Source organism: Rhodoblastus acidophilus (assembly GCF_009720655.1).
GTDB classification, from domain to species: domain Bacteria; phylum Pseudomonadota; class Alphaproteobacteria; order Rhizobiales; family Beijerinckiaceae; genus Rhodoblastus; species Rhodoblastus acidophilus_A.
Map to the genome: position 1 here is coordinate 1 of NZ_WNKS01000006.1, position 26009 is coordinate 26009.

General features: G+C 64.9%; 26 protein-coding genes. 12 read left to right on the forward strand and 14 right to left on the reverse strand.

Annotated features, from left to right (window positions below; translation table 11 throughout):
- Window positions 1-65: 65 nt before the first annotated feature.
- The 7 genes from GJ654_RS21435 to GJ654_RS08745 all read right to left on the reverse strand — a co-directional run bounded on the left by GJ654_RS21435 (window position 66) and on the right by GJ654_RS08745 (window position 3575).
- Complete coding sequence (locus GJ654_RS21435; RefSeq protein WP_264586182.1) at window positions 66-197, reverse strand: hypothetical protein; 132 nt, start codon at window positions 195-197, stop codon at window positions 66-68.
- A complete protein-coding gene (cbiQ, locus tag GJ654_RS08720; RefSeq protein WP_155445771.1) occupies window positions 194-952 on the reverse strand; it encodes a cobalt ECF transporter T component CbiQ in 759 nt (252 codons plus the stop codon). The genes GJ654_RS21435 and cbiQ overlap by 4 nt, the downstream gene beginning before the upstream one ends.
- On the reverse strand, window positions 949-1530 hold the full coding sequence (locus GJ654_RS08725) for a cobalamin biosynthesis protein CbiM (protein ID WP_264586181.1): 582 nt from the start codon (window positions 1528-1530) through the stop codon (window positions 949-951). Before GJ654_RS08725 ends, cbiQ begins: the two co-directional genes overlap by 4 nt.
- A complete protein-coding gene (gene cbiM, locus GJ654_RS08730) occupies window positions 1527-2153 on the reverse strand; it encodes a cobalt transporter CbiM (RefSeq protein WP_155445772.1) in 627 nt (208 codons plus the stop codon). The genes GJ654_RS08725 and cbiM overlap by 4 nt, the downstream gene beginning before the upstream one ends.
- Window position 2154: 1 nt before the next feature.
- Complete coding sequence (locus GJ654_RS08735; protein WP_155445773.1) at window positions 2155-2931, reverse strand: DUF4198 domain-containing protein; 777 nt, start codon at window positions 2929-2931, stop codon at window positions 2155-2157.
- Window positions 2932-3042: 111 nt separating this feature from the next.
- Window positions 3043-3264 carry a hypothetical protein gene (locus GJ654_RS08740; protein ID WP_155445774.1) on the reverse strand — a complete coding sequence of 74 codons (222 nt, stop codon included), beginning with the start codon at window positions 3262-3264 and terminating at the stop codon, window positions 3043-3045.
- Window positions 3265-3401: 137 nt separating this feature from the next.
- A complete protein-coding gene (locus tag GJ654_RS08745; protein ID WP_155445775.1) occupies window positions 3402-3575 on the reverse strand; it encodes a hypothetical protein in 174 nt (57 codons plus the stop codon).
- On the opposite strand from GJ654_RS08745, the gene GJ654_RS08750 reads away from it, so the two are divergent.
- The 9 genes from GJ654_RS08750 to GJ654_RS08790 all read left to right on the forward strand — a co-directional run bounded on the left by GJ654_RS08750 (window position 3574) and on the right by GJ654_RS08790 (window position 11337).
- Complete coding sequence (locus tag GJ654_RS08750) at window positions 3574-4134, forward strand: thioredoxin family protein (RefSeq protein ID WP_155445776.1); 561 nt, start codon at window positions 3574-3576, stop codon at window positions 4132-4134. The genes GJ654_RS08745 and GJ654_RS08750 overlap by 2 nt on opposite strands.
- A 252-nt stretch (window positions 4135-4386) precedes the next feature.
- Window positions 4387-6201 (forward strand): NAD(P)H-dependent oxidoreductase subunit E, encoded by a 1815-nt coding sequence (locus GJ654_RS08755; protein ID WP_155445777.1) that lies wholly within the window; start codon window positions 4387-4389, stop codon window positions 6199-6201.
- A complete protein-coding gene (locus GJ654_RS08760) occupies window positions 6198-6917 on the forward strand; it encodes a 2Fe-2S iron-sulfur cluster-binding protein (RefSeq protein ID WP_155445778.1) in 720 nt (239 codons plus the stop codon). The genes GJ654_RS08755 and GJ654_RS08760 overlap by 4 nt, the downstream gene beginning before the upstream one ends.
- Before the next feature lies 1 nt (window position 6918).
- The gene (locus tag GJ654_RS08765) at window positions 6919-7470 is read left to right on the forward strand and encodes an NADP oxidoreductase (RefSeq protein WP_155445779.1); all 552 of its coding nucleotides are present in this window, start codon (window positions 6919-6921) and stop codon (window positions 7468-7470) included.
- 8 nt (window positions 7471-7478) lie between these two features.
- Window positions 7479-8948, forward strand: coding sequence for a Ni/Fe hydrogenase subunit alpha (locus GJ654_RS08770; protein WP_155445780.1), 1470 nt, complete (start codon window positions 7479-7481; stop codon window positions 8946-8948).
- 56 nt (window positions 8949-9004) lie between these two features.
- On the forward strand, window positions 9005-9472 hold the full coding sequence (locus GJ654_RS08775) for a hydrogenase maturation protease (RefSeq protein ID WP_155445781.1): 468 nt from the start codon (window positions 9005-9007) through the stop codon (window positions 9470-9472).
- A gap of 171 nt (window positions 9473-9643) precedes the next feature.
- Complete coding sequence (locus GJ654_RS08780; protein ID WP_155445782.1) at window positions 9644-10171, forward strand: DUF2478 domain-containing protein; 528 nt, start codon at window positions 9644-9646, stop codon at window positions 10169-10171.
- A gap of 13 nt (window positions 10172-10184) precedes the next feature.
- Window positions 10185-11027 carry a xanthine dehydrogenase gene (locus GJ654_RS08785; RefSeq protein WP_155445783.1) on the forward strand — a complete coding sequence of 281 codons (843 nt, stop codon included), beginning with the start codon at window positions 10185-10187 and terminating at the stop codon, window positions 11025-11027.
- Window positions 11028-11151: 124 nt separating this feature from the next.
- The gene (locus GJ654_RS08790) at window positions 11152-11337 is read left to right on the forward strand and encodes a hypothetical protein (protein WP_155445784.1); all 186 of its coding nucleotides are present in this window, start codon (window positions 11152-11154) and stop codon (window positions 11335-11337) included.
- Window positions 11338-11587: 250 nt separating this feature from the next.
- On the opposite strand, the gene GJ654_RS08795 is transcribed toward GJ654_RS08790, so the two are convergent.
- Window positions 11588-15301, reverse strand: coding sequence for a beta strand repeat-containing protein (locus tag GJ654_RS08795; RefSeq protein WP_155445785.1), 3714 nt, complete (start codon window positions 15299-15301; stop codon window positions 11588-11590).
- A 64-nt stretch (window positions 15302-15365) separates the two neighbouring features.
- Here GJ654_RS08795 and GJ654_RS08800 point away from each other — a divergent pair, with 64 nt between their 5' ends.
- Window positions 15366-15572, forward strand: a complete 207-nt coding sequence (locus GJ654_RS08800; RefSeq protein ID WP_155445786.1) for a hypothetical protein — start codon at window positions 15366-15368, stop codon at window positions 15570-15572.
- 92 nt (window positions 15573-15664) lie between these two features.
- On the opposite strand, the gene GJ654_RS08805 is transcribed toward GJ654_RS08800, so the two are convergent.
- The 6 genes from GJ654_RS08805 to GJ654_RS08830 form a co-directional block, all read right to left on the reverse strand.
- The gene (locus tag GJ654_RS08805) at window positions 15665-17926 is read right to left on the reverse strand and encodes an alpha,alpha-trehalose-phosphate synthase (UDP-forming) (RefSeq protein WP_155445787.1); all 2262 of its coding nucleotides are present in this window, start codon (window positions 17924-17926) and stop codon (window positions 15665-15667) included.
- Window positions 17923-19719 carry a glycoside hydrolase family 15 protein gene (locus GJ654_RS08810; protein ID WP_155445788.1) on the reverse strand — a complete coding sequence of 599 codons (1797 nt, stop codon included), beginning with the start codon at window positions 19717-19719 and terminating at the stop codon, window positions 17923-17925. Before GJ654_RS08810 ends, GJ654_RS08805 begins: the two co-directional genes overlap by 4 nt.
- Window positions 19716-20480 carry a trehalose-phosphatase gene (gene otsB, locus GJ654_RS08815; protein ID WP_196305479.1) on the reverse strand — a complete coding sequence of 255 codons (765 nt, stop codon included), beginning with the start codon at window positions 20478-20480 and terminating at the stop codon, window positions 19716-19718. Before otsB ends, GJ654_RS08810 begins: the two co-directional genes overlap by 4 nt.
- Before the next feature lie 163 nt (window positions 20481-20643).
- Window positions 20644-21888, reverse strand: coding sequence for a glycosyltransferase family 4 protein (locus GJ654_RS21570; RefSeq protein WP_264586180.1), 1245 nt, complete (start codon window positions 21886-21888; stop codon window positions 20644-20646).
- A 230-nt stretch (window positions 21889-22118) separates the two neighbouring features.
- Complete coding sequence (locus GJ654_RS08825) at window positions 22119-22649, reverse strand: hypothetical protein (protein ID WP_155445790.1); 531 nt, start codon at window positions 22647-22649, stop codon at window positions 22119-22121.
- Window positions 22646-23761 (reverse strand): exo-alpha-sialidase, encoded by a 1116-nt coding sequence (locus GJ654_RS08830; RefSeq protein ID WP_196305480.1) that lies wholly within the window; start codon window positions 23759-23761, stop codon window positions 22646-22648. Before GJ654_RS08830 ends, GJ654_RS08825 begins: the two co-directional genes overlap by 4 nt.
- Window positions 23762-23877: 116 nt before the next feature.
- Here GJ654_RS08830 and GJ654_RS08835 point away from each other — a divergent pair, with 116 nt between their 5' ends.
- On the forward strand, window positions 23878-24714 hold the full coding sequence (locus GJ654_RS08835; RefSeq protein WP_155445792.1) for an aldo/keto reductase: 837 nt from the start codon (window positions 23878-23880) through the stop codon (window positions 24712-24714).
- 79 nt (window positions 24715-24793) lie between these two features.
- On the forward strand, window positions 24794-26008 hold the full coding sequence (locus tag GJ654_RS08840) for a hypothetical protein (protein WP_155445793.1): 1215 nt from the start codon (window positions 24794-24796) through the stop codon (window positions 26006-26008).
- Window position 26009: the final 1 nt, after the last annotated feature.

Consider the following 26009-nt stretch of genomic DNA (forward strand, 5'->3'; position numbering starts at 1 on the left):
AGCTCGTCGACCAACCGTGGCGCATCATGTCCATCGGACTCCGCGATTGGGCGCATGGGTTCTGATCAGCGAGACTTGGTATAATCACCCACCAGCGCGAGTTTTTCGCCCGCGCAAATTTTGAGCGAGACCTCGCGCAGAACAATCCGTCCGCCGCGCGCGACCGTGACGTCTTCGAGTTGAAAAAGCGCCGTCATGTCAGGCGGTCCGCGACCAGCGCGCCGAGCAGGCACAGGGCGACGGCGGCGGCGAAAACGGCGTCGCGAGCGCCGGGCCGCTCCTCGGCCACCAGCGCAAAACGCCCGGCAAAACCCCGGCAGCGCATGGCCTCATCGACGCGTTCGGCCCGCTCCAGCGCGCGCACCAGCAATTGCCCGGTGAAATGGCCTAGGGTTCGCAGCGTGTGCGCGGAGGTGGACGCCCGGAACGCCCGCGCCCGCAGCGCGTCGTGAAGGCGCAGCGCCTCCTGCCTCACCAGCGCCGCCCAGCGCGCCGAAAACAGCAGCAGATGGGTCAATTTTTGCGGAACCCCGAGCCCCGCCAGCGCGTGGCCGAACCGAATTGGCTCCAGCCCGGCCAGCAGGATCAGCACGGCGAGGGCCGAGAGATTGACCCGCAGCAGGATTTTGAGCGCCCGGTCGAGGCCGGGCTGGGAAAACTCCACCGGACCAAACGCGGCGAAGGCGGGGCCGGGAACGGTCAGCGGCAGCATCAGCAGCAGCACCAGAACAAACCCTTCAGCATGCGCCATGCGCGCGGCGATGTCGCGCAAGCGCAGGCCGCAGGCGAGCGCCAGGGCGATCAGCGCCGGCAAGCCCGCGAGCAGGACCAGGGGCGAGCGGATCGCGAGAACGGCCGCGACGATCGCCAGCGCCGAAACGATCCGCGTGCGCGCGTCCAAGACATCGAGCCAGGGTCGCGCCCCGGCTTCCTCGGCAAATGGGTTGGTCATTCCGGCGCATCCCTGCGTCGGCGCGAAAGCGCCCAAAAACCGGCGCCGGCCAGGCCGACGATCATGCCGACGCCGCCCATCACATCGTTGAAGCGCACACGCGCTTCCGCTAGAGCATAGGCTTCGAGCAGCGGGCGGACCTGCCGCGCCACCGCCCTGTCCACCTGCGCCTCGACCAGTTTCGCCAAGCTGTCGGGATCGTTCGGCGCGCAGACGGGCGCAGGTTGCGCGAGCGGCGTCGCATTGGCGACGGTCGGCGGCGCCACGCCGCCGAGCCGGTCAGCCGTAATGACGGCCTCCGCCCAATGGCCATCGCCCGCATCCACCGTCACGGAAAAATCTCCCGGCGCCTCGGGCCTCCAGGCAAAACCGCCGTGCGCGTCGGTCTTGCCGCGAAAAACCTCGCGACCCCCGTCCTTGACGACAAAATCCGCCCCCTCCGGCCGACCGCCGCCGACAAAAAAGGCATAGCCGCCGAGCGCGCCGTTTTCGGCCGTCACAAACACCTTGAGGCGGTGGGCGCTGGCCGTCGCCGGCGACAGCGCGATCAGCAGCGCCACGGCAAGACGCCGGCTCACGCGGCCGCCTCCAGTTGCGGCGCAAAGCCCAGGGCTTCCGGCTTGACCCGCCGGAGATATGCGACGACCACGCCGGTCAGCGCAGCTTCCGCCAGCGCCAGCGGAACGTAGGTCAGCGCGATCACGCGCAAGCTGGGCAGAAAGTCCGCCGAGGACAGCGCAAGCGCCAGCGACACGCAAACCGCCGTCCCGACAACGCTGACAAACCCGACCGCCGCGCCGATCGCGCCGACGCGCCAGCCCTGCGCCCGCTCCAGCGCGGGACGCGCGACCAGCGCGGCGGCGACGCCGGGAAAGGCGATGTCGACGACATCGACGCCAAGCGAGGTCAGCCCGCCGAAACCGAACAGGACGGCTTGCAACAGCAGCCCGACGAACACGGCGGGAATGGCGCGCACGCCCAGAACAAGCCCCATCAGCCCGGACAGCAGCAGATGCACGCTCGAGGGCCCCACGGGAATCGCCACCAGCGAGGCGACGAAGAAGGTCGACGCCAGAATGGCGGTTTTGGGAATGTCGGCCTCGTCCATTTTTCGCAAGCCGAGCGCGACGCCGCCGACGGCAAGCGCCGCGCCGCCTGCCAGCACGGGAAGGGAGAGGATTCCATCGGGGATATGGGCCATTTTATTTCGCCGCCGTGACGGGCGCGCCGGCCATGTCGGTCGCCTTGACCCAGATGAGGCCGCCAACTTCGGTTTTCACAGGCGTTCCGTCCGGCGCCTTGGCGGGCGGCCCTTCGATCAGCGCCGCAAAACCCCACCAGCCCGCGCGCGGCATGGCATAGGCGAACACGCCACTGGCGTCGGCCTTGACCTTTTGCGTGATGAACGCCTCGTTGGGCGCCTTCACCGAACCGTCATTGACCCATTCCACCTCGATTTCGGCGAAGGGCGCGGGTTGGCCCTGGGCGCGGACAAGGCCGCGAAACAGATTACCGGTCCAAAGTCCGGTCGGCCGGGTCAGCGGCTCGATCTCGACCGGCAGGCCGGCGAGGCTGTCCCAGCCTTCGCCGGAGGCGTAGCCATCCACCACGACCTTGGCGAAATGGGTGATCCATTTCTTTTCCGCCGGCTCCCAATAGGGCTGCGGCTCCACAAAGAACACGGCGGCGCCGGGCTTTTCCAATTTGGTCGCGAGCGTCCAGGCGCTCTTGCCGTCCACCTTCCGCTCCGCAAGCGCGGCGGAAACATCGATGGTCCTGCCGTCGATGAGCGCGCCGACCCGCTTCGGCTTCGCCATGTCCATGACCGGCCCGCGCTCCATCGGATGGGTGAAGACCAGGTCGAGCTTGACCTCACCGCCTTCCGGCAGCACGTCGGCCGAGGGAATGATCTCCTGGAAATGCGCCAGCGCCGGAGCGCAGGTCAATACGGCGACGAAGGCGACGGACGCGCGGAGCATGTGGCGACCCCAATTCAAGCAGGCCGCACAGGATAAGCACAGTCTAAACGAAAATCATACCCACGGCCAAACATGTCTAAAACCGCACGCCCCTGCGCGGCGATGAAAAAATCAGCCGAAGTCGCCAGGCAGCTTGACACTCGGCGTCTGTTCGACGCTCTCGGGCAAGGCGCCAGGCATCTCAACGCGCAAATGTTTCAAAGCTTCCATGATGTGGTCAAGCGCACGCAGGATCGAGGCGTCATCGCTGGCGCCGAGCGACAGCTCCATTTGAGCAAACATAAGATTGATCTCGATTAATTCCGTCACGTTCGTGTCATCGCTGCTGGTCACCTGTCGCCCCTCAAGTCGCGCGAAGTTTAAGCTTGCCACAAAAGGACGGCCCGCCATAGTGAAATGCGCGCAAGACACTTATGCGTAAAATCAGGCCTAAACACCCGGCGCGGCCCAGGCTATTGGCAATTGGACCTTCATTGATATTTATCAAATAATACCCGGCCTGTCGCGACCGTAACTTCAATGCGGATTTCGCGCCGCGCATCCTCGACCGGGTCCTCACGGCAATTTCTCTTTGATTCCGCTTCGGCAACAACCACTCTCATCGCGACGCCGCCAGGGGGCGGTAAAAACGGGATTTTCAGCATGGCCGCCAACCCCGAGAACATCGCCTTCAATCTCCCCGCGCCGGATTTCTCCCTTCCCGGCGTCGATGGCCGCACCTACGGCTTCGCCGATGTCGCCGGCGCGAAGGGAACGGTGATCGTCTTCATCTGCAACCATTGCCCCTATGTGCTCGCCATCATCGACCGCCTCGCGGCCGACGCCCGCACGCTGATGGCGGAAGGATTTGGCTTCGCCGCGATTTGCGCCAACGATTCGGCGACCTATCCCGACGATTCCTTCCCCAACATGAAGCGATTCGCGGAAAAACACGCCCTGCCCTTCCCCTATCTCCACGACGAATCGCAAGCCGTGGCGCGCGCCTATGACGCGGTCTGCACCCCGGATTTTTTCGGCTATGGCGCCGACGGGCGGCTCAAATATCGCGGCCGCCTCGACGAGGGCCGCACCAGTCCGCCGCCTGCGGGCGCGCGGCGCGAACTGGTCGAGGCGATGCGGGCGATCGCTGGAAACAACAAGGTCCCCCCGCACCAGACGCCGTCCATCGGCTGCTCAATAAAATGGAAGCCGAACAAAGGCTAAGACGTTTATTGGCCGCACCAAACGACAACGCCCTTTTCACCCCTGGAAAGGGCGTTTGCATGGAACGCCCGCAGCGGGGGTCCGACCCGTCAAATCTGGAAATCAGGCTTCTAGTCCCAACATATGACCCCTGCGCCGCGCCGATTTGATCCTCATCAAGTCTTGGAAATGTCACAGCCGCTTATCCTGCGTGATCTGCGACGCGTCGCCGCAATTCCTGCGACCAATCCGCGCGGAAAATAGGGTGCGCCCATGACGGAAGCCATCGTTGAGCCCGAAGTTCTTGAGCCGATCATCGCGCGATATAACGGCGACCCCGGCAATCTCCTGCAAATCCTGATCGAGGCGCAGAACGCGCTCGACTGGCTCTCCCCGGGAACCCAGGGCTTTATCGCCAAAAGCCTCGATATTCCCGTCACCCACGTCGCCGCCGTGGTGCAGTTCTACACCCACCTCTACGACACCCCGCGCGGCAAATATCGGGTGCTGTTCTCGCACAACATCACCGATCGCATGGCCGGCTCCCCCACGCTGATGGCGCATATGCTGAAGCGCTTGAAGCTCAAGCGCGGCGTGGTCTCGGACGACGGCCTGGTGAGCGTCGGCAAAACCTCATGCACCGGCATGTGCGACCAGGGCCCGGCCCTGCTGGTCAACAACCGCGCCATCACCCGTCTCACCCTGCGCCGCATCGACGAAATCTGCGACCTGATCCGCGCCCGCGCGCCGCTGGCCAACTGGCCTGCGCATTATTTCCGCGTCGAGGACAATATCGAGCGCGCCGACATGCTGCTCGGCTCCGCCTATGCGCCGGGCGAGGCCTTGCGCGCAGCGATTGCGTGTGGGCCGACCGGCATGATGGCGGAAATGAAGCGGTCGAACCTGCGCGGACGCGGCGGCGCCGGTTTCACCACCGCGGTGAAATGGGAGGCCTGCCGCGACGCGCCCGGCGACGAGCGCTACATCGTCTGCAACGCCGACGAGGGCGAGCCCGGCACGTTCAAGGACCGCGTCCTCCTGCAAAGTTTTGCCGAACGCGTGTTCGAGGGCATGGCCATCGCCGGCTATTGCACCGGAGCGCGCAAAGGCCTGATCTATCTGCGCGGCGAATACACCTATTTGCGCGCGCCGCTGGAAGCCAAGCTGAGCGATTTCCGCCGCAACCGTCTGCTCGGCATGGGCATTTGCGGCGTGCCCGGCTTCGATTTCGACATCGCCATCCATCTCGGCGCCGGCGCCTATGTCTGCGGCGAGGAAACCGCGCTGATCGAATCGCTCGAAGGCAAGCCGGGACGCCCGCGCATACGTCCCCCCTTCCCCGTCACCTGCGGCTACAAGAACCAGCCGACCGTGGTGAACAATGTCGAGACCCTGTGCAAGGTCACCGAAGTCGCCATCCACGGCGGCCTCGCCTATGCCGGCACGGGCACGCGGCAATCGGCGGGCACGAAAATCATTTCGGTGTCCGGCGACGTCGAGCGCCCCGGTCTTTACGAATATCCGTTCGGCGTGCGCGTCTCGCAGGTGCTGGAGGACGCCGGCGCCTATGACGCCATCGCCGTGCAAATCTCCGGCGCGGCGGGCCAGTGCCTGACGCCGCAGGAGTTCGGCCGCCGCATCGCCTTCGAGGATGTGCCGACCTCCGGCTCCTTCATGGTGTTCGGCAACAACCGCGACCTGTTCGAGGCCGCGCTCAACTACGCGCATTTCTTCGAGCATGAATCCTGCGGTTTCTGCACGCCCTGCCGCGTGGGAACGGCCTTGATCGCCCGCATCCTGGAAAAAATCCACAGCGGCCACGGCGCCCGCTACGAGTTCAACGAACTGAACCGCCTGCACCAGTTGATCAGCACGTCGAGCCATTGCGGCCTGGGAACCACGGCGACCAACGCGCTCCACGACATCATGACCAAATTCCCCACCGTGTTCGACCGCCGCCTGATCCGGCGCGACTTCGAGCCCGGCTTCGATCTCGACGCGGCGCTCGCCCGCGCCCGCGAGGTCGCCGGCCGCGACGACGCCAACGCCCATCTGGACGCCCATCTCGGCGAAGGAGTTGACGCATGACCGACATCCCCAACACCTTCAACCTGGACGGCGAACGGATTCATTTCGAGCCGGGCGAGACCATTCTGCAGGCGGCGCTGAAGGCGGGGCACTTCATCCCGCATCTGTGCGCCAATCCCGAATTCACCCCGCACGGCTCCTGCAAGCTGTGCCTTGTCGTGGTCAACAACCGCTCCGGCTCCGCCTGCGTGATGAAGGCCCTGCCCGGCCTGGAAGTGCAGAGCGACACGCCCGACCTCAACCATCGCCGGCGCACCCTGCTGCAAATGCTGTTCGTCGAAGGCAACCATTTCTGTCCCGGCTGCGAGAAGAGCGGCAATTGCAAGCTCCAGGCGCTCGCCTACGACCTCGAAATGTTCAACGACCATTTCACCCATTTCTTCCAGCCGCGCGAGGTCGACGCCTCGCATCCCGATTTCTTCCTTGACCGCAACCGCTGCATCAATTGCGAACTGTGCGTGCGCGCCAGCCGCGAGGTCGACGGCAAGAACGTTTTCGGCATCGCCGGGCGCAGTCTTGAGGCGCACATCGTGGTGAATTCGCCGACGGGCCTGCTCGGAGACAGCACGTTCGCGAAAACCGACAGGGCCGCGGAGGTTTGCCCCGTGGGCGCGCTGCTGCCCAAGGAAGTGGGCTTCAGAAAGCCGATCGGGGCGCGCCTTTACGATTCCGCGCCCATCAGCCAGACCCCGACCGCCGTGAAGGAGGAGGTGTGACATGAACATGCGTCCTCCGATGAAGAAACTGAAGGTCGCCACGGCGTCGCTGAGCGGCTGCCTCGGCTGCCACATGTCGCTGCTCGACATCGACGAGCGCCTGCTGGAGCTGGTGAAACTGGTGGAGTTCGACCGCTCGCCGATCACCGACATCAAGTCGTGCGGCCCCTGCGACATCGCGCTGATCGAGGGCGCGGTGTGCAATTCCGAAAACGTCCATGTGCTCCGGGAATTGCGTCGCAACTGCAAGATGCTGGTGGCGGTTGGCGCCTGCGCCGTCACCGGCGGCCTGCCGGCGCAGCGCAACCGGTTCGACGTCGGCGAAATCCTGGAGCGTTGCTATTGCGAAATGCCGGGGACGCAGTCGAAAGTCCCCGACGACCCCGAACTGCCGCTGCTGCTCGACAAGGTCTATCCGCTCAATGAAATCGTCCGCGTCGACTATTTCATTCCGGGCTGCCCGCCGTCGGGCGATGCGCTGTGGAAATATCTCACCGATCTGATCAGCGGGCGCATGCCCCGCCTCGATTATCAATCCTTCCGTTTCGACTGAGGCCGCACATGTCCGCTCTGGAAACCGCCGAAAGGCCGGAAACGCTGCGCCGCATCGCCATCGACCCCGTCACAAGGGTCGAGGGCCACGGCAAGGTCACGCTGCTCCTCGACGCCGACAACAAGATTCATCAGGTCCGTCTGCACATCGTCGAGTTTCGCGGTTTTGAAGTTTTCATCGAGGGCCGCCCCTATTGGGAGGTCCCGGTCGCGGTGCAGCGCCTGTGCGGCATCTGTCCGGTCAGCCACCACCTCGCCGCGGTCAAGGCCATGGACCTGATCGCCGGCTATTCCAAGCTGACCCCCACGGCGGAAAAGCTCCGCCGCCTCATGCATTACGGCCAGATGGTGCAATCGCACGCCTTGCATTTCTTCCATCTGGCCTCGCCCGACCTGCTGCTCGGTTTCGATTCCGAACCGACCCGCCGCAACATCGTCGGCGTCGCCATGGACCACCCCGAAATCGCCACGCAAGGCGTGCTGCTGCGCAAATACGGCCAGGAGGTGATCCGCCACACCGCGGGCAAGCGCATCCACGGCACCGGCGCCATCCCCGGCGGCGTCAACAAGGGCCTGACCATTGCCGAACGCGACGAGCTGCGCCGCGACATTCCGCAGATGATCGAATGGGCGCGCGGCGCGGTGAAGATGCTGGAGAAGCTGCATCTCACCAATCCCAATTTCTACAACCGCTTCGGCGAATTGCCCTCCAACATGATGGGCTTTGTGAACGCCGCCGGCGAAATGGACCTTTATCACGGCGGATTGCGCGCCCGCGACGCGCAGGGCGGCGCGATCTTCGATCACGTGGACTACGCCCAATACAACGAGGTGTTGCAGGAAGAGGTCAAATCCTGGTCCTACATGAAGTTTCCGCACATCAAGTCGTTGGGCGCGGAGAACGGCTGGTACAAGGTCGGGCCCCTCGCCCGCGTGCAGGTCTGCGACCGCATTCCCAGCGAAATGGCGGAAGCCGAGCGCCAGAACCTGATCGCGATGGGCGACGGCAAGCCGGTCCACGGCACGTTGTTCTTCCATTGGGCGCGCATGATCGAGGCGCTGCATGCGGTGGAAGTGATCGGCCAGTTGCTCGACGATCCCGACATTCTGGGGACGGACCTGATGGCTGACAAGGGCGAGCGCCGCGAGGAGGCGGTCGGCGTGATCGAGGCGCCGCGAGGAACCCTGTTCCACCACTATCGCGTCGGCGACGACGATCTTGTCAAATATTGCAACCTGATCGTCTCGACCACCAACAACAACCAGGCGATGAACGAGGCGATCCGCACCGTGGCGACGCAATATTTGACCGGTCGCGAGATCACCGAAGGCTTGTTGAACCACATCGAAGTCGCGATCCGCGCCTACGACCCCTGCCTGTCCTGCGCGACCCACGCCATCGGCCAGATGCCGCTGCAAGTGGAATTGCTCGACGCCGACGGCGCCTTGGTCCATCGCGCCAGCAAGAATATGGGGTGATTTCATCCCCTCTCCCCGCTCGCGGGGAGAGGGAGCAGAGCCGTCACGGTCAATCCATGCATCTCGTCATTTTCGGTTGGGGCAATGAATCGCGCGGCGACGACGCCTTTGGCCCGCTGCTGCTGCGCCGCCTGGAACAGGCCGCCTGGCCGGACACAACCCTGATCGAAGATTTCCAGCTCCAGCTCGAACACGCGCTGGACCTGCGCGGCGCGGACCTCGCGCTGTTCCTGGACGCCGGCCGCGACACGCCCGCCCCCTTTCTGTTCAAGGAAATTTTTCCAAGCGCCGGCATGACCCACACCAGCCATGCGCTGCCGCCCCAATCCGTGCTCGACGTCTTCAGGCAAGTCGACAAGGCCGAACCGCCGCCCAGCTTCCTGTTGTGCGTGCGCGGCGAGAGCTTTGGGCTCGGCGAGGGCCTGTCGCCGCAAGGCGCGGATCGTCTGCGACAAGCCGGCGCTTTCCTGGAAAAACTCGGCGCCGTCCGAACGCCCGAATCCTGGCGATCCCTCGCGTCCTGACGCCTCCGTTCCTATCGAACGAATACATACATTTTGTACGACACGAGACAAACACTCTCGCCCGAACACCGAATCATCGTTCAACATGAAATGTGAGTAAATAACGCTTTTCTCCCTTCCACCCCGTCTGGCCCGCTTCTTGCGCCGCCGGAAACGGAAAGGAGCATTGTCATGACCTCCAGGGCCGCCATCGCCGCGATCTGCGGCGCGCACAGCGCCGAAAAGCGCCTGCTGCTGCATGATTTCATCAAGCGCCGCCGCCGCGAGGGCCTCCGCCTCGCCGGCGTGATCGAGGCGCGCGACCCTGGCGCCGGCGCCTGTGGCGCCTTGTCCCTCATCGACCTCGCCACCGGCGCGCGCATAAGCATCTCCCAAAAACTCGGGCCGGGCTCCACCGCCTGCAATCTCGACCCCGGCGGCGTCGCCGACGCCTGCGCCGCCGCCCAGCGCGCGATCGCGGCCGGCGCCGATCTCGTCGCGCTCAGCAAGTTCGGCAAGCTCGAAGCGGACGGCGGCGGCCTCCGCGACGCCTTCGCCAGCGCGGGGGAAAGCGGCCTTCCCGTCATCACCACGCTGCACCCGAGCCTGCGCGAAGACTTTTTCCGCTTCGCCGGCGATCTCGCCGAGGCCATCGCCCCCGAGCCCCAAGCGCTGGACGCCTGGTGGAGCGAACTGTTCGCGCAAAGCCGCGCCGCCTGAGAGGACCAAACCCATGAACGAACACGCCCTCTACGGCTTCCAGACCCTTCGCCTCGCGGTCGTGATGGGGACCAGCGAGATCGCGTCCGCCGTCGCCGTCGCGCTCACCGGCGCCGGCTACGGCGTGGCCATGGTCCACGACCCTTTCCCCCCGGTGATCCGGCGCGGCATGGCGTTCCATGACGCGCTCTACGACGATCCCGTCACGGTCGGCGGGGTGGTCGGAGAACGGGCGGAACACCTCCTGGAAATCGCCGGCGTGCTGGCGCGCCGGGCGCGCGTCGCGGTCACGCCCCTGTCCCTGGGCGAACTGCTCGCCTATCGCGCCGCCGACATTCTTGTGGACGCGCGCCTGCAAAAAGACCGGATCACCCCCGACTTCCGTCGTCTCGCGCGCCTGACCATCGGCATGGGGCCGAAATTCGCCGTGGGCGTGAATTGCGACATCGCCATCGAAACCCGTCCGGCCCGCGCCGGCGCGGTCCTGACCTCGGGCGAGACGGAGGCCGCCGACGGCAAGGCGCGCGCGCTCGGCGGCGTCGGCCGCGAGCGTTTCGTCTATTCCGACCGCGACGGCGTCTGGCGCACGCCCATGGACGTGGGCATGTGGGTTCCCAAGAATTTTGTTGTCGGGCGCCACGACGGTTTTCCCATACGCGCCCCGTTCGACGGCCATTTGCGCGGAATCGCGCGTGACGGCGCCATCGCGCCGGCGGGAGTCAAACTCGTCGAGATCGACCCGCGCGGCCGTGAGTCCTGCTGGACGGGCATGGACGCGCGCGGCCTGGAGTTGGCCAACGCCTGCGTGCGCGCGATCGAGCTTCAGCCGGCGCGGGCGCAAAGAACCGTGGCTTGAGCGCTGAGTCGCGCCGAAGCCAGCCCGTAAATCTTGAATTAATTATACTTTATTTTCAACCTGTTGGTTGGTTGTAGCTGAGATGTCCCTGAGTTTCTTGTTCTCACGGATCAACGGAGTTGTCATGCGTGAGAAGCTTCAGGCGGCGATTGAGCGCGCGTTCATCGACCTGCATTATGCCGAGGCCGAACTGCGCATAAGCCAGACGGCCGAAAACGGGCCTGAGATCGAGCACATCAGGCTGGCGATCCGGGAACTTCAGTCCGCCATCGAATCCCGGGACGCTTCCGGCGAAACGCCCGACGCCTGATCCAACCTTCGCCATGAGGATTTCCGTGCGATTTCGTTTTCGCGGATCGCGAAGCGATCTTGCGGAAACCGTATGACAATAAAAAAAACGCTCGCCCGTACATCCGGGGCGAGCGTCATATCCCGTCCAATGTCTGGGGAGAGCAACAGGACAAGCTCAATCTCGCCGACCAGGCTTGCGCAAGCCTCCCCTCTCCCTCAAGAGGTCCGATGGGCTGCATGAACCCGAGCCCACCGGACGGAGAGAGGCTTCACAGGATGAAATTCCCCGCGGCCACGGTCGTGACATTGTTCAGAGTCAACTGGAAGTCGGCGATGCCATTGCCGTCGACATCCGCTTCGACCACGCCGCTGCTGAAGCGGAGCTGCCCGGCCACACCGCTGAAGTCGGCCGTGTTGATGTAGGTGAAGGCCTGATTGCCCGCAACGACAGGATTCGCGTCGATCGCCGACATGTCGACCTTGTCGCCATCGGCAGCGATGAAGTCGGTGATGATGTCGCGGTAGATCGTGCCCGGCTGGCTGTCGGCCGTTGTCTGGAACACGAACCTGTCGGCGCCGGTTCCGCCGGTCATGGTGTCGCGACCGTAACCGCCAATCAGGATGTCAAGGCCCGTTCCGCCGTCGAGCGCGTCGTCGCCCGCCTTGCCATCGAGCGAATCGTCGCCGGCCCCGCCCGACAAGACGTCATTGCCGCTGGTGCCCACCAGGACGTCGTTCCCCGGCGTGCCCGGCGTTGTCGAACCCGCGGTGAGCTTGATGTCCCTGCCGCTCAAGGTGAACGCGGTCACGGCGTATGTGCCGCGCAAGGTGATCGTGACGTCAGCGCCGGCGGTATTGTCGGTGCCGACGAAAAGCGACGTCGTCGTATCGGCGTTAACCCGAATCTGAACGCCACCATTACCCAGCGTCGTCCCATCGCCGCTGGAAACCGTCCCGACAAGCGATGCATTGAGGATGCGAATGATGTCGCCGCCGGCGGCGTCGGTGATGGTGTCGACGCCATTTCCGCCGCTCTCGAAGCGGAACACGTCGTTTCCCGCGCCGCCCGTCAGGAGGTCGTTGCCTCCATAGCCTTCCATCACATCGTTCCCGACGCCGCCGTTGATCTTGTCGTCCGCGCCGCCGCCGTAAAGCCGATCGTCGCCGCTGCCGCCAGTCATGTCGAACTGTTCAAAATTGGCGAAGGTGATGCTGTTGACGCCGTCGCTATCGGCCAACTTCCACCATCCATATCCAAGGTCCGTGCCGGTTACGCTGCTGGTCGAGGACGAGAAGTCGAAGATCAGCAGATCGGAACCGACGCCGCCATCGGCGCGATCAATGCCTCTGCCGAGATTGACGGCGTCATTGCCGGCGTTTGTCGACACGTTGTCGTTGCCCACAACATTATGCGTGTCGATCGTGTCGCTGCCCGATCCGGCGCTCAGCTGGATGTTTTCGATTCCGGTCAGCTGGGTTCCGTTGTTGACGAGCGTTCCGTCGCCAGTCGCGTTCAGAACCAGCGTCAGGTTCTTGACAGCGCTGCTTTGGTCGCCAATCCACAGGTCGTTTCCGACGCCGCCGTTGACAACGTCGACGCCTTGGAAGCTGTTGAGGATGTCATTGCCGCCCCCACCAGACAGGGTGTCGTTGTAGCCGCCGCCACGAAGCTGGTCGCCGCCTGAACCGCCGGTGATCACGAATTTCTCGATGCCATAGTAGCGGATGCTGCGGGTCCCGGCGGCATCTGCGTACTGGTAATTGCCATAGTAGAGATCGGTCCACCGGACCGATGTCGTGGCCGTTGAGTAGTTGATGGTCAGCGTATCGACGCCGTCGCCACCATCGGCGTAATCCCTGCCGAGACCCAGGGCGATGCTGTCATTCCCTCCGCCGGTCGCGACCGAGTCATTGAAGGCGTATCCGGCTGTGCTGATCACGTCGGCGCCGACGCCGGTGGTGAGTTGCAGGCATTCGATGTTGCGAACATCCATGCCCGCCAGGGCGCCCTGGCTGACAGTCTGGCTGGCGGCGCAATCGATCAGGACCTTCGCCGCCTTGGCGCTGAGATTGGCCACCCAGGTGTCATTGGCCGTACCGCCGTCGATCTTGGCGCTGCCAGCCTTGCTGTCGAGGTAATCGTTGCCGCCGCCGCCGACCAGCACATCGTAATCGCCGCCGCCGATCAGGGTATCGGCCGCCGTACCGCCCGTCAGCGTGTAGCGCTCGAACTGATAGTAATCGAGTCTGTTGACGCCGTCGGCCGTCGCGAAATGATAGTGTCCATAGTAGTCGTCCGTCCAACTGATCGACGTCGTCACCGTTGACCAGTTCATGATCAGCGTATCCGTAGCGTCGCCGCCATCGGCGCTGTCCTTCCCGAGCCCCAGGTTGACGCTGTCGTCCCCGGCCCTGGTCGAGACCGAGTCATTGAGGGCGTATCCCGCCGTGCTGATTACGTCGGCCCCCGCGTCGGTCGTCAATTGCAGACACTCGATGTTGCGAATATCGAGCCCCGCCGCGACGCCTTGGCTGACGGTCTGGCTGCCCGCGCAGTCGATCAGAACATTCGCGGCTTCGCCGCTGGCGTTGAGATTGGCCGCCCAGATATCATTGCCGGCGCTGCCGTCGATCTTGGCGTCGCCACCGGCGCTGTTGAGGGAATCGGCGCCCCCGCCGCCGATGAGCGTGTCATAGGCGCCGCCGCCAATCAGGACGTCGTCAGCCGAACCACCCGTCAAGGTGTAGCGCTCGAACGCATAGTAATCGAGCCTGTTGAGACCGTCGGCCGACGCGAAATGATAGTGTCCATAGTAGTCGTCCGTCCAACTGATCGACGTCGTCAGGGCGGACCAGTTCATGACCAGCAAGTCATCGCCGTCTCCGCCATTGGCGTTGTCCAGCCCGCGGCCTGTCGAAACAATATCGTTACCGAGGCCGGTTGAGATGGAGTCATTGTAGGCGCCAGCGTTTGCCGTGATGGTGTCGTCGCCGGCTCCGGTCGTCGCCGAAAGGGCCTCGACATTGTTCACGGTTGCGCCGGTGCTGACGACGCCCACAGCCGTCGAAATGTCAATGCCGATGTCGTCGGCAAAGGCGGTATAGTCGACGACCCATGTATCAGCGCCCAATCCGCCCCCGATCGTGTCGATGCCGCCGTATCCATACAGGATGTCGTTGCCATCGCGACCGGAAAGAAAGTCGTTATCGTTGCCCCCCCGGAGATCGTCGTTTCCGGCGCCGCCGGTGATGTTATATTTCTCGAAACGGATGAAATCAGTTCGCAGGCTCTCGGTAAAACCGTCGCTATTCGTATAGCGTGCGTTGCCATAGTTGAGGTCCACCCAATACACATCTGTCGTGGCGTAGCCGAAGTTCAACGTCAACGTATCCGCGCCGTCGCCGCCATCGGCGTAGTCGAAGCCCCGCCCCCCGCTGAACGTGTCGTCGCCGACCCCAAGGATGACAGAATCATCTCCCGCCACCGCAGACGTGTCGATAATGTCATCGCCAACGCCCGTGGTGATGGAAATGGCTTCGATGTTCTTGATCGTAGCGCCGGTGGTCGCGACCGTGAACACGGCGCCGCCCGCCAGCAACTGAATGACCTGATCGTCAGAGATAGATGAATAGTTGACGGTCCATCGGTCAGCGCCAACGCCGCCATCGATCTGGTCCTGGCCCATCCCGCTCTCGATCGTGTCGTTGCCGGCGCCGCCGTTCAGCTTATCGGCCAGGCCGCCGCCGTGAAGGTAATCGGCGCCGGAGCCACCCGTAATCTCAAACTTTTCAAAGTTGTAAGCGACAATTCCCGTAGAATGATCGTCCGTGAAGGTGACTTTCGTTCCCTCCCAAATGCAGCGGATCGGACCTGTCAACGTCCCGTAATTGAGAACCAGCGTGTCGGTGCCGCCCAAGGCGTTCACGTCCTCAAAGCCCAGACCTGCCGAATAGACGTCGTCGCCATCGGTGAACGTAGTCATGATAACCTCCCCACTCTGACGGAAGCATCCGCCAGCGGAATTCCCTGAAAAAACAGTTTACATCATGACCGTTGCGGTGATTATCGGTATTTTCCACAAGTTAATTGCCTTGACGACGCTTTCAGAAGAAACTGTGCTCAGCGAATACGTTGCCAACGTTAGGGAGCAAGCCAAAATAAAACCAAAAATTACAGACGCTTACGCAACACCGGCGCTCACGAGCGAAAACTCAAGCTTTACAATAGGCGTGGCGGTGATCACGGAAACGTGAACACAAACCGGTCAGCCCTGGCTATGGTCGGAGATGGCTGATGGGCGAGCGCGGCGCGGCAGCCATCGCAAGGCGCCGGACGCGCCTCGACGTCACAAATTGTCGCTCGCCACGATCTTCTCCCGCCGCCTCAGCCATGAGGCGTCGAACAGCATTTGCGCCGCCCAGCGGTAGACGTTGCGCTCGCTGATCTGCGCCACCATGATCTGCATGCGACTGGCCTGCTCTTCCTCGCTCATGGTCATAGCGCGCTCATAGGCCTTGGCCATCTGGTGGGTGTCGTAGGGGTTGACGATCAGCGCCTCCGGCAGCTCGTAGGCCGCGCCGGCAAAGCTCGACAGGATCAGCACGCCGCGCTCGTCGTCGCGCGCGGCGATGAATTCCTTGGCCACGAGATTCATGCCGTCGTGCAGGCTGGAGACGATGCAAACGTCGGCGGCGCGGAACAGTTCAAACACTTCGGGCGGCTCGTGGTGGCGCACCAGCAGCAGGATCGGCTTCCAGCCGTCGCGCGCATATTTCGCATTGATCTCTTCGGCGAGAGCATGCGCCTCGGTTTCCAGCGCGGAATAGGCTTCGAGTTTCGAGCGCGTCGGCGCCGCCACCTGGATCAGGACGAATTTGCCGCGCCAGTGCGGCGACATGGTCAGCAAATCGTCGACGGCGCGCATGCGATCCAAGATTCCCTTGGTGTAATCAAACCGCTCCACGCCCACCGCGATCTTGGTGTCGAGCGGCAGGCCAAAGCGTTCGCGCACATTGATGCGGCACTGCTCGATGGAGGGCTGGTTCAGCAAGCCGCGCGGCGGCCATTCGATGGAAATGGGATAGGGCCGCACCAGGGTTTCGCGACCGCCGAACGACACCTGCGAATTCTCATGGTCGATGCGGCTCTCGATGAAGCGGTCGACGGAATCGAAAAAATTGTTGCAGTGGAACTGCGTATGAAAACCGAGGATCGACGAGCCGAGCAGGCCATCCAGGATGTCCTCGCGCCAGGGGCAGATCGAAAAGGTTTCCGCATTCGGCCAGGGGATGTGCCAGAACGTGACGATGGTCGCTTTTGGCAAGGCGTTGCGGATCATGCGCGGCAGCAGGGCGAAATGGTAGTCCTGCACCAGCACGATGGGGTTTTCGCAGGTCGCCTCCTCCACCACCACATCGGCAAAACGCTGGTTCACCGCACGATACATGGCCCAATCCTGTTCGCGAAAGATGGGGCGGATGAAGGCGATGTGGCACAAGGGCCAAAGCCCCTCATTGGCGAGGCCGTAGTAATAGCCGTCCTGTTCTTCTTCGGAGAGCCAGACGCGGCGCAGCGCGTAAGTGGGATCGTCGGGCGGAACCATCAGCCGCGAATGCGGGTCCACGGTGTCGCGGTCGGCGGAGCCGCCGCCATGGGCGATCCACACGCCGCGGCAGGCGCGCATCACCGGCTCCAGCGCGGACACCAGACCGCTCGCGGGCAGCTGCAACTGGATTTCGCCATTCACCCGATTGTGGATGTAGGGCTCGCGGTTGGAGACGATCATCACCTGCGCATCCGGCAACTGGTCGAGCAGGAGTTGCCGCAGGCTCTCCGGCGACCAGCGCACATAGATCCCGTGCACGAACTTGCGCCGCACGCGCAAATCACCCAGCAGCGCGTTGATGCGCCGATCCGCCGGCGCCTCGCTGGTGTGCGCCGGAGCCTGTTCGGGCGTTCGGGGAAAACTCTCGGCGATGGCGCCGCGCAGCGACGACATCCAGCTGCGCCGCAGCGCCGCGATCATCACCACGGTGAGAAAGCCGAAGCCGAAGGCGGCGGCGGCCAGCGCCGCCGTCACATAGGTGAGCGCGTCGCGCTGGCCGCTGCGCGCCTCGTCCAGGTTTTGCGCGACCAGCAATTGCCCGGGCACGCCGCCGAGATTGAGCGCGAAGCGGTTGAAACGGACGTTCGCGCCATCGGTCTTGACCGTCACCCCCTCGCTGGCGCGCGAGGCGGAAAACTCGGCGCAATCGAGCGTATTCGAAATGGCGGCGGTGGCGAGCGCGCGTTTTCCGTCGCGCGTGCAAAAAGCAAGGCCGTAGATGCGCTCTTCGTCGGCGGTCTTTTGCATTTGCGCCCCAAAAGCCTGGGGATCGCTCATGCCCGCATGCGCGGCCTTGTCGCTCAGCGCGCGAAAGATCAGCGCGGAGCGCAGGTCGAGATCGCGTTGGATCCAGCCGTCGATGATCAGCGAGGCCAGCGAACTCAGCGCCAGCACCACGATGACGCCGGCGAACCCCGCGAGGATGGCATAGGCAGCTTTCGGACTCTTCAGCACCCCGCCGATTTGCCGGCGAAGGCCCGCCGGCGGGGCGGCGTCCGTCATCGCGCCGCTTCCCAGCTTTTCGACAGCCTCATCGCGCACAGGATGATGCCGACCAGCGAATAGGTCTGTGGGAAATTGCCCCAGAGTTCGCCGGTGTCGGGGTCGATGTCTTCCGACAGCAGCCCGACATGGTTGCGCCGGGCCAGGACTTTTTCGAACAGCCGGCGCGCCTCTTCGTGGCGCCCGATGGCGGCGAGCGCCTCGACATACCAGAACGAGCAGATGGTGAAGGCGGTGGAGGGCGCGCCGAAATCGTCCGGCGCGGCATAGCGGAACAGATAGCCTTTCGCGCCGAGCAGGTTGCCGATGCGCTCCACCGTAGCGATGAAGCGCGGGTCCTCCGGCTTGACCAGCCCCAGTTCCGCGAGCAGCAACGAACTGGCGTCGATGTGATCGGAATCGAGCCGCCCGGTGAAACAGCCGGCCTTGTCGCTCCAGGCGCGCGCCAGGATTTCCTCCTTCAAGCCGTCGGCCGAGGCGCGCCAGTTGTGCGCGCGATCGTTCAGGCCGAGCCTTGTCGCGATGCGCGCCAGACGGTCGCAGGCGACCCAGCACATGGCGGCGGAATAGGTGTGGACCGACAACGTGTCGCGATATTCCCAGATGCCGGCGTCGGGAACCAGCGCCAGCGCCAGCGCGCGCATCCCCAGGGGCTCCAGCATGGCGAACAGGGACTCATCCCCCTTGGTCGGCAGGCGCTCGTCGAAAAACATTTGGGAGGCTGCAAGGATGACGCTGCCGTAAACATCGTGCTGGATCTGATCGCCGGCGGCGTTGCCGATGCGCACCGGCCCGTGACCGCGATAGCCGGCGAGGCTGTTGGCGATCCGCTCCTCCAGCGTCATTTCGGGGAGGATCGCGTAAACCGGTTTTAAGTTCGGCCCCTGCTCCATGGCGATGACATTGGTCACGTAATGGATGAAGCGCTCCATGGTCGCGGTGGCGCCGACGCGGTTGAGCGCGAGCACGGTGAAATAGGCGTCGCGGATCCAGCAGAAGCGATAGTCCCAGTTGCGCTGTTCGCCGGGCGCCTCGGGCATGGAGGTGGTGAGCGCCGCGACAATCGCGCCGGACTCTTCAAACGCGCACATTTGCAAGGTGATGGCGGCGCGGATGACCTCTTCCTGCCATTCGTAGGGGACATTGAGCTGGCGCGACCAGCCCTGCCAGTATTCGCTGGTCTTGTCGAAGAACTCGCGGCCGACGCGCGGAATGGAATCGGCGAGCGGTTCGTCGGCGTGCAGGATCAGCGTGATCGGCCGCGACAGAATGAAGGCGCCTTCCGTCACGATGTAGGAGACCGGCGCGTCGGTGGACAGCCGGATCGACCCGCCCTCGGCGGCGAAACGGATGTGGTTGCTGCCGACGATCGGGCGCGGCCGCAGCGCGCCCGACGACATGCGCGGCCGCAATTTGATGCGGATGCGGCACAGGCCGGACAGAGGCTCGACGATGCGGATCACGGTCGGGGGATGGAACAAGCGCTCGAAGCGCGGAAACCTCGGCGCGAAATCGGTGATGGCGAAGGCGGCGCCCGAGTCCGAGCTCAGAACGGTGCGCACGATGGCGGTGTTGCGCAGGTAGGATTGCTCGAAAGTCGCCGTCTGCGTCTCGTCGAAGGCGATGGAAAAGTAACCGTCGGCGGGGGTTTCGCCGTCGATCAGCGCACAGAACACGGGATCGCCGTCGAGCCGCGGCCAGCACATCCACACCAGCGCGCCGGAGCGGTCGATGAGCGCGGCGATATTGCCGTTGCCGATGACCGCGAGATCGAGCGAGGGACGAATCGTCATCGGCGGACCTCCGGCGAAATGAGGGAAAATTCGCCGAGCCAGCGGCGAACGTCTTCCGGCGAAGCGAAATCGGCCTCAGCGGCATGAAAGAATTCGCCGGCGACGCTCAATCCGACGCCTCCGAGCGCCGCGCAGGCATCGAAGGCGGAAACATCGGTCCGGTCGTCGCCGATCATGATCGGCCGGCGCCCGACAAAGGGTTTTTCACGCATGAACCGCCTGACAGCGTCGCCCTTGGTCACGGCTTCGCCAAGAATTTCAATCACCTTTCGGCCCGGCTGCACGCGCAGACCGTCGACTTCGCGGACATAATGCTCGAGGCGGCGTTCGAGTTCCGGACCGAAATGTTCGGCGAGCCGGTAATGCACGGCAATGGCGTGGCCCTTGTCTTCCAGCAGCAGGCGCGGATCGTCCCCGGTCAGTTGCGCCACCTCGTCGCGCACGCGCGCGTCGAGCTTTTCGCCGGCCTTGATGGGATGGGCGGGATCGAGCCGCATCTCGGCGCCGTGCACCCCGGCCGCCGCCCCGCGAAACGGCGCGAGGCGCGCGTCGAGATCGGCGATCCGGCGTCCGCTCACCAGCGCCAGCGCGCCGGAAAGCGCGGCCGAGGCCCGCTCCAGCACGCGCGCCAGCGCCGCCGGCGCCGCCGCCCCGTCCGGAGTTGCGGCGATTTCCACCAGCGTTCCATCGAAGTCGAGAAACAGGGCGGCGCCGTCGGGATTTTGCAGGGCCGCGTCCAGCAAGCGGCGCGCAATCTTCATCTCAGCCCCTTTCGACGGCGCTCTCATTTCGGCGACGATGAAGCTGCGAAAGCTTTGGGGCGAGAAAAAGTTCCAATGTTGGCGCGGGGGGACGGGATCGCGTTGCGCCCGTCGTCTCATGAAAATGGCAAGGGCGCGCGCGACGCGATCCAGTCCCCTGCACTCACTCGCCCGGAAGCAGCGCGCCGGGCGCCCGGCGGCGCTCCTCGAAGACAAGCGCCTCCGGCAGGCCAAGGCATTTGTCATAGACCCGCAAGTATTTTCGCGCCTCGCGCGCCCAGTCGAAACGCGCCGCCCTCCGCCGAGCGTTTTCCGCCAGCGCGGCCCGCAGCGCTTGGTCGCGCAGCAGGGGCAGCGTGGCCGCCGCCAAATCCTCGGGCGTCCCGCCCTTCGCGTAAACCCCGGCGTCGCCGAGCAGGCGGCGGGTTTCGGTCAACGGAAAAGCGACAACGGGCAAGCCCAGGGCGCAATATTCGAAAACCTTGTTCATGCTCATCCGGTCGTTGCTGGGATTGAGCGGATCCGGGATGAGGCCGATGTCGAAGGCGGCGAGGTGCGCCGCGAGTTTTTCTCCAGTGAGGAATCCGGTGAAGGTGATGTAGTTTTCGACACGCAGCTCCCGCGCCAGGCCGATAACGCCCTGCAGCGCCGGCCCATCGCCGACGACGAGCGCGCGGAAACCGGTGAAGGCGTCGACATGGACCAGATGGTCGACGGCGCGAACCAATCCGTCCACCCCGTCCTGATCGCCGATCACGCCGAGATAGCCGAGCACGGGCCTGTCCGGCGCCGCTTGCGGTTTTTCCGCACGCAGCCACGTTGTGTCGGGATAGGAATAGACGGAGGCGACGCAGCCCCCCTTGCCGCCCCGCGACAGCGCGACTTCTCGGAAAGCATCGTTGGCGGTCACCACCTGGTCGGCGCAGGCGTAGGTGAGCCGCTCCGCCGCGCGAAGCGCCCAATAGAGCAGGCCGCGCCGGCCGAACTTGGCCTCGTAGAGTTCGGGGCAGAGATCATGCTGGTCGAAGATGAAGCGCGCGCCCATCGCCAGCAGCGGCAGGGCGGCGAGAACGATCAGGTCGGGCGGGTTGCAGGCCTGGATGACGTCGACGCCGCGCCGCTGCTGGATTTCGAACAGGAGCCGCGTCTCATGATAGAGCGCGGCGGCATATTCGACCACGAAGCCGCAGCGTCCCCGCGCCTGCAAAGGCAGGGGATGCCTGTGGATTTCGACGCCATCGAGAACTTCGAAGCGCGCGGGATAGTCCGCGGTCGCCGGGCAGATCACCGAGACCTGCAAGCCGGCGCGGCGCAGCGCCTGCGCCTCCTGCCACACGCGGCGGTCGAGCGGAACCGGGAGGTTTTCCACTACGATGACGCATGACTTCGCCGTTCGCGTCGAAGACACGTTGTTTCTCCAGGTTTTTGGGCGTCGGCCGGCGGCGCGCCGTCAGGTCATGCGCCATCAGAAGTCATGAACGTTTAAGTTGCGTCAATTGAAAAAACAACTCTAGATATACACGCTCTCGGTTGTATAGATTTTTGGCGAGCATGTTCTAGGCGAAGTCGCGCGCGCAAAGCCCGGACGATCTGCTTGCATTCCTGCACAACAAGGCGGCCTAACCTAACGTCAGCGAATCACTTTGTTTTTTGCCGTCGCGCCGCCGGCCAAACGCGCGTCGCCAGCACGACCGCGGCCAGCAGGACCAGAACCGGATCGATCAGCGCGTCCCAGAGGTTGGCGTAGACCCCCGCGGCATAGGCCAGCAGCGTCCCGGACAGCAGGATCAACGCCGCGCGCTCCCCCGTCACGACGAGGATCATCCCCACCCCGGCCAGCGCCGCCACCAGCGGTCGCGCCTGAAACCCGAGCGTGTAGGGATCGTAGGGGCCAAGCCCAAGCGCCAGCGCATAGAACAGGCAGCCGGCGCCGACCAGCGCCGCCAGCGTGACTCTCCCGATCGGCAGCGAAATCTCCGGCGCGAGCAGGCGCAGCGCCGACAGCGCGATCAGCGGAAAAGAGACGCTCGGCAGCGCCGCCGCGAGCCAGGGCGCGGCGAACAGGCCGGCCACGCACACGCAGAAACCGATCCAGCGCGCCCGGCGCACTGGCAGGAAGGTGGCGGCGGCGCCCAGCGCAAGCGCCGGGCCAAGGGCGAGGACCGTCACGGCGCGCACCCCGAAAAATCCGGCGCGAAAACGCGGTGCGCGAGCGCGCGGTAATTGCGCGTGTAAGCCAGATGAATCAGGCCGTCACGGCTTTGCAGCAGGCTCGGGTAAGCAAAATTCTCGTCGCCCCGCGCCGAGCGCTCGACCGTGCATAAAACTTTCCAGGCGTCACCCGTCTCCGAGATGAACAGGACGAGAGGGTTGCGCGCCTTGCCGGGCGCCGGATTGGCCGCGAGCAGCAGCCGCCCGTCGCGAAGCCGCAGCAGCGCCGCAAAGGAATCCTCGTTGACGATGGGCAGGCTCGGGAGGGCGCGCCAACTGTCGCCGCCATCTTCGGTGACCGCCGCCATCAGCAGGCCCGCGCCAACACCGCTGTCGCGCAGGATCGCGAGGGCGCGGCGGCCATCAAGCGCCGCGACGGACGGCTGCAAGGCGCGTCGCTCCGACGGCAGCCGCGTCTTCGCCAGAATGTCGCCCTCAGCCGAAAGCCGCAGCCATTCCCCGCGCTTGTCCAGCAATTCGTGATAGACGGGCAGCCCGAAGCCGCCATCCGTCAGCGGCAGCGCCGCGCCGCGCGCCAGCGTGCTGATGTTGAGAAAGGGCGAGGTCACCAGCTTTTTCGGCGCCGACCACGTCGCGCCCTCATCGTCTGACACCGCGTGGTTGAGCGAACTCGCCGCCCAGCCGCCATAGCCGACGCTGACATAGAACAAGTGCAGTTTGCCGCCAGCGACCGCCAAAACGGCGTTGCCGAGCGTCCGGACAAAAGCCCCGGTTCCGGCGGACGTCGTCTCGGGCGTGGCGATGGCGCGCGGCGCCGACCATCCCGAGGCGCCCCGGATGCTCATCCAGATGGCGACGTCGCTCTCCGCCTCCTTGCTGCCTGAAAACCACACCGCCGCCAGCCGGCCGTCCGGTGTTTCCGCGAGATTGACCGAATGCGAGAACGGCGCGACCGCCGGCAGACTCTCCTCGCCGGCCGGCGCCTCGACAGACATCGCCTGGCTGACCGGAGGCGCGAAGAATTCCGCCGGCCCCGGCGCCGGCGCGCGCCAGAACGCCGCGACGACGGCGGCGCAGAACAGCATGGAGAGGAAGCGCGCGTCTTTCATCAAAAATCGTCTGGCGTCGCCCGGTGCGGCCGAGGCCGGGACTAAGCCTCGCGCGGCCTCACAATGCAAGCGGCAGGTTGGTTGCAAACGGAGTCTCTTGCGCGCCATGCTTGTGCATGATGCGCGCCATCCCCCTGCCCGGCTGCGACCTGCGCCTGTCGCGATTCGTGTTCGGCTGCGCCAGCCTCTTCAACGCTGGCGGAGGTTTTTCGCGCGCAAACCTGCTGGCGGCGGCGGCGGATGCGGGCTTCAGCCATTTCGATGTCGCGCCCTCCTACGGCTTCGGCATGGCGGAGCGCGACCTCGCGCCGCTCTTGAAAGCAAGGCCGAATCTCACCGTGACCAGCAAGGTCGGCCTTTACGCGCCGGCGGGCGAGGACGGATCGGCCATCGCGATTTTCTTGCGCAAGGCTGCCGGAAAACTCGCGCCGGCGCTGTCCAGGGCGCAGGTGGATTTTTCCCTCGCGCGCGCAGAAGACTCGCTTTCGGGAAGCCTGCGACGGCTTGGCCGCGACCGCATCGACTTGCTCCTGCTGCACGCGCCCCGTCTCGACCTCATCGCCGCCGACGAATGGCTGTGCTGGCTGCAAAATCTGCGCGCGCAAGGCCGCATCCGCGCCTTCGGAATCGCGGCGACGCGAGCCGACGAGGCGCTCGCCGTCCTCGACCGCGCGCCAGCCCTGGCGCAAATCATCCAGCATCCCGACAGCCTTGACCGGCGCGAGGCCGACGCGCTGATCGCGCGCGGCCGGGCGCCGCAACTCACCTATGGCTATGTCGCGGCGGCGCGCAAGCGCCAACCCCAGTTCGACATCGCCGACATCCTGAAGCGGGCGCTCAGGCGCAACCCCGGCGGCGCGCTAGTGGTGAGCACGCGCCGGCGCGGGCGTCTGCGGGATTTTGTCGAAGCGGCGGAAAGCGAGGCCCTGCCATGTCACGCCCAAGCCAGTTGACGACAAAACCTCGGGTTCGCCTCGGGTTTGCGTTCGAAACCCGCAGCCCGCCCGATTCGGGGGACTGGGGACAAAACACATGAAACGAGCGAGCCGCGCCGGCGGGCATGCGCAGGGGAAGGCGGGCTTGGCGACCGCGCTCGCCCTTGCGCTGGCGACGCCCGCCGCGGCTCTTCCAGACTGGCCCGCAAGCTGGCCCCAAACCTTCAACTGGTCGGACTCGCCGCTGCTGCTCGACCTGCATCAATATGGCGGCTTCAACGACAACATCCTGAACAGCCCGCCGGGCGTCCAGCCGACAGCCAGCGCCGTTTCGCAAACCGGCGTCGGCGCGACGGGCCGGCTTCGCTTGGGCCAGCAGTTTTTCACGGCGGAAGCGCGCGTCACCGCCACGGATTACCTCGACGACCCCTCGGCCTCGCTGCACGACCGCGCCCTGCGTCTCCGATGGGATCAACGCGCTGGACAGGCGTGCAAGGGGAAGCTCGCCGCCGAGGCCAGCGACAAGCAGTCCGACTTCGATCAGGCGTCGGGGCCGGGCCAGGACATTTTGCGCACGCGCAAGCTGGACGATGAAGGCCGCTGCGCCGTTTACGGCCCCTTTGGCGCGCTTCTCGGCGGCGGCGCCGCCAGCCTGAGCCACGCCGCCGTCAGCGCGCAGGCGCTCGACAATGACAGGGCGTATGGCAAGCTCGGTCTTGACTATGAAGGGCGCAACCGCGACCACGCCGAACTGTTTTTCAAGCTTACGGGCCTGCGCTTCCCGAACGCCACGGGAACCCTGAGCCCGGACTCGACCCTGACCGACCTCCAGGCGTCTTACAGGCGCGCGTTTTCGCCGCTGTGGGAAGCCTGGGCGATGATCGGCGTCAGCGCAGCCCCCTCGACGCCGGGCGCCAGCCCAAACCAAATCAGCGTTTACAACGCCGAACTCATCTGGACCCCATCCGAACTCTGGCGCGTCGCGCTCAGCGCCAACCGCACGCTCAACGCGCCGATCTCGATCCTGGCCAATTCCCAGATCGCGCAATCGCAAAATTTTTCGCTGACCTGGCGGCCCACGCCAAGACTCAGCTTTTCGGCGAGCCTCGGCCGCCTGCGCCTCGAAAGCGGCCCCGTCACGCCGGGCCTTTACGGCGGAACGACTCTGATCACCGTCTCCGGCCGCGCCGTCTACCAAATGACCCCGTTCACCAGCCTGACCGCCAGTTTTTTGCGCGCGAATCGCAGTGTGGCCGCCGGGCAAACCCAAACCACCCTCGCCCTGCTCGGCGTCGACTTCAAACCCTATTGAG

Coding starts and splice junctions, on each gene's coding strand:
- GJ654_RS21435 (WP_264586182.1), bottom strand. CDS start 197: ATGACGGCGCTTTTTCAACTCGAAGACGTCACGGTCGCGCGCGGCGGA.
- cbiQ (WP_155445771.1), bottom strand. CDS start 952: ATGACCAACCCATTTGCCGAGGAAGCCGGGGCGCGACCCTGGCTCGAT.
- cbiM (WP_155445772.1), bottom strand. CDS start 2,153: ATGGCCCATATCCCCGATGGAATCCTCTCCCTTCCCGTGCTGGCAGGC.
- GJ654_RS08735 (WP_155445773.1), bottom strand. CDS start 2,931: ATGCTCCGCGCGTCCGTCGCCTTCGTCGCCGTATTGACCTGCGCTCCG.
- GJ654_RS08750 (WP_155445776.1), top strand. CDS start 3,574: ATGGCCGCCAACCCCGAGAACATCGCCTTCAATCTCCCCGCGCCGGAT.
- GJ654_RS08745 (WP_155445775.1), bottom strand. CDS start 3,575: ATGCTGAAAATCCCGTTTTTACCGCCCCCTGGCGGCGTCGCGATGAGA.
- GJ654_RS08755 (WP_155445777.1), top strand. CDS start 4,387: ATGACGGAAGCCATCGTTGAGCCCGAAGTTCTTGAGCCGATCATCGCG.
- GJ654_RS08760 (WP_155445778.1), top strand. CDS start 6,198: ATGACCGACATCCCCAACACCTTCAACCTGGACGGCGAACGGATTCAT.
- GJ654_RS08765 (WP_155445779.1), top strand. CDS start 6,919: ATGAACATGCGTCCTCCGATGAAGAAACTGAAGGTCGCCACGGCGTCG.
- GJ654_RS08770 (WP_155445780.1), top strand. CDS start 7,479: ATGTCCGCTCTGGAAACCGCCGAAAGGCCGGAAACGCTGCGCCGCATC.
- GJ654_RS08775 (WP_155445781.1), top strand. CDS start 9,005: ATGCATCTCGTCATTTTCGGTTGGGGCAATGAATCGCGCGGCGACGAC.
- GJ654_RS08780 (WP_155445782.1), top strand. CDS start 9,644: ATGACCTCCAGGGCCGCCATCGCCGCGATCTGCGGCGCGCACAGCGCC.
- GJ654_RS08785 (WP_155445783.1), top strand. CDS start 10,185: ATGAACGAACACGCCCTCTACGGCTTCCAGACCCTTCGCCTCGCGGTC.
- GJ654_RS08790 (WP_155445784.1), top strand. CDS start 11,152: ATGCGTGAGAAGCTTCAGGCGGCGATTGAGCGCGCGTTCATCGACCTG.
- GJ654_RS08795 (WP_155445785.1), bottom strand. CDS start 15,301: ATGACTACGTTCACCGATGGCGACGACGTCTATTCGGCAGGTCTGGGC.
- GJ654_RS08800 (WP_155445786.1), top strand. CDS start 15,366: ATGACCGTTGCGGTGATTATCGGTATTTTCCACAAGTTAATTGCCTTG.
- GJ654_RS08805 (WP_155445787.1), bottom strand. CDS start 17,926: ATGACGGACGCCGCCCCGCCGGCGGGCCTTCGCCGGCAAATCGGCGGG.
- GJ654_RS08810 (WP_155445788.1), bottom strand. CDS start 19,719: ATGACGATTCGTCCCTCGCTCGATCTCGCGGTCATCGGCAACGGCAAT.
- otsB (WP_196305479.1), bottom strand. CDS start 20,480: ATGAAGATTGCGCGCCGCTTGCTGGACGCGGCCCTGCAAAATCCCGAC.
- GJ654_RS08830 (WP_196305480.1), bottom strand. CDS start 23,761: ATGAAAGACGCGCGCTTCCTCTCCATGCTGTTCTGCGCCGCCGTCGTC.
- GJ654_RS08835 (WP_155445792.1), top strand. CDS start 23,878: ATGATGCGCGCCATCCCCCTGCCCGGCTGCGACCTGCGCCTGTCGCGA.
- GJ654_RS08840 (WP_155445793.1), top strand. CDS start 24,794: ATGAAACGAGCGAGCCGCGCCGGCGGGCATGCGCAGGGGAAGGCGGGC.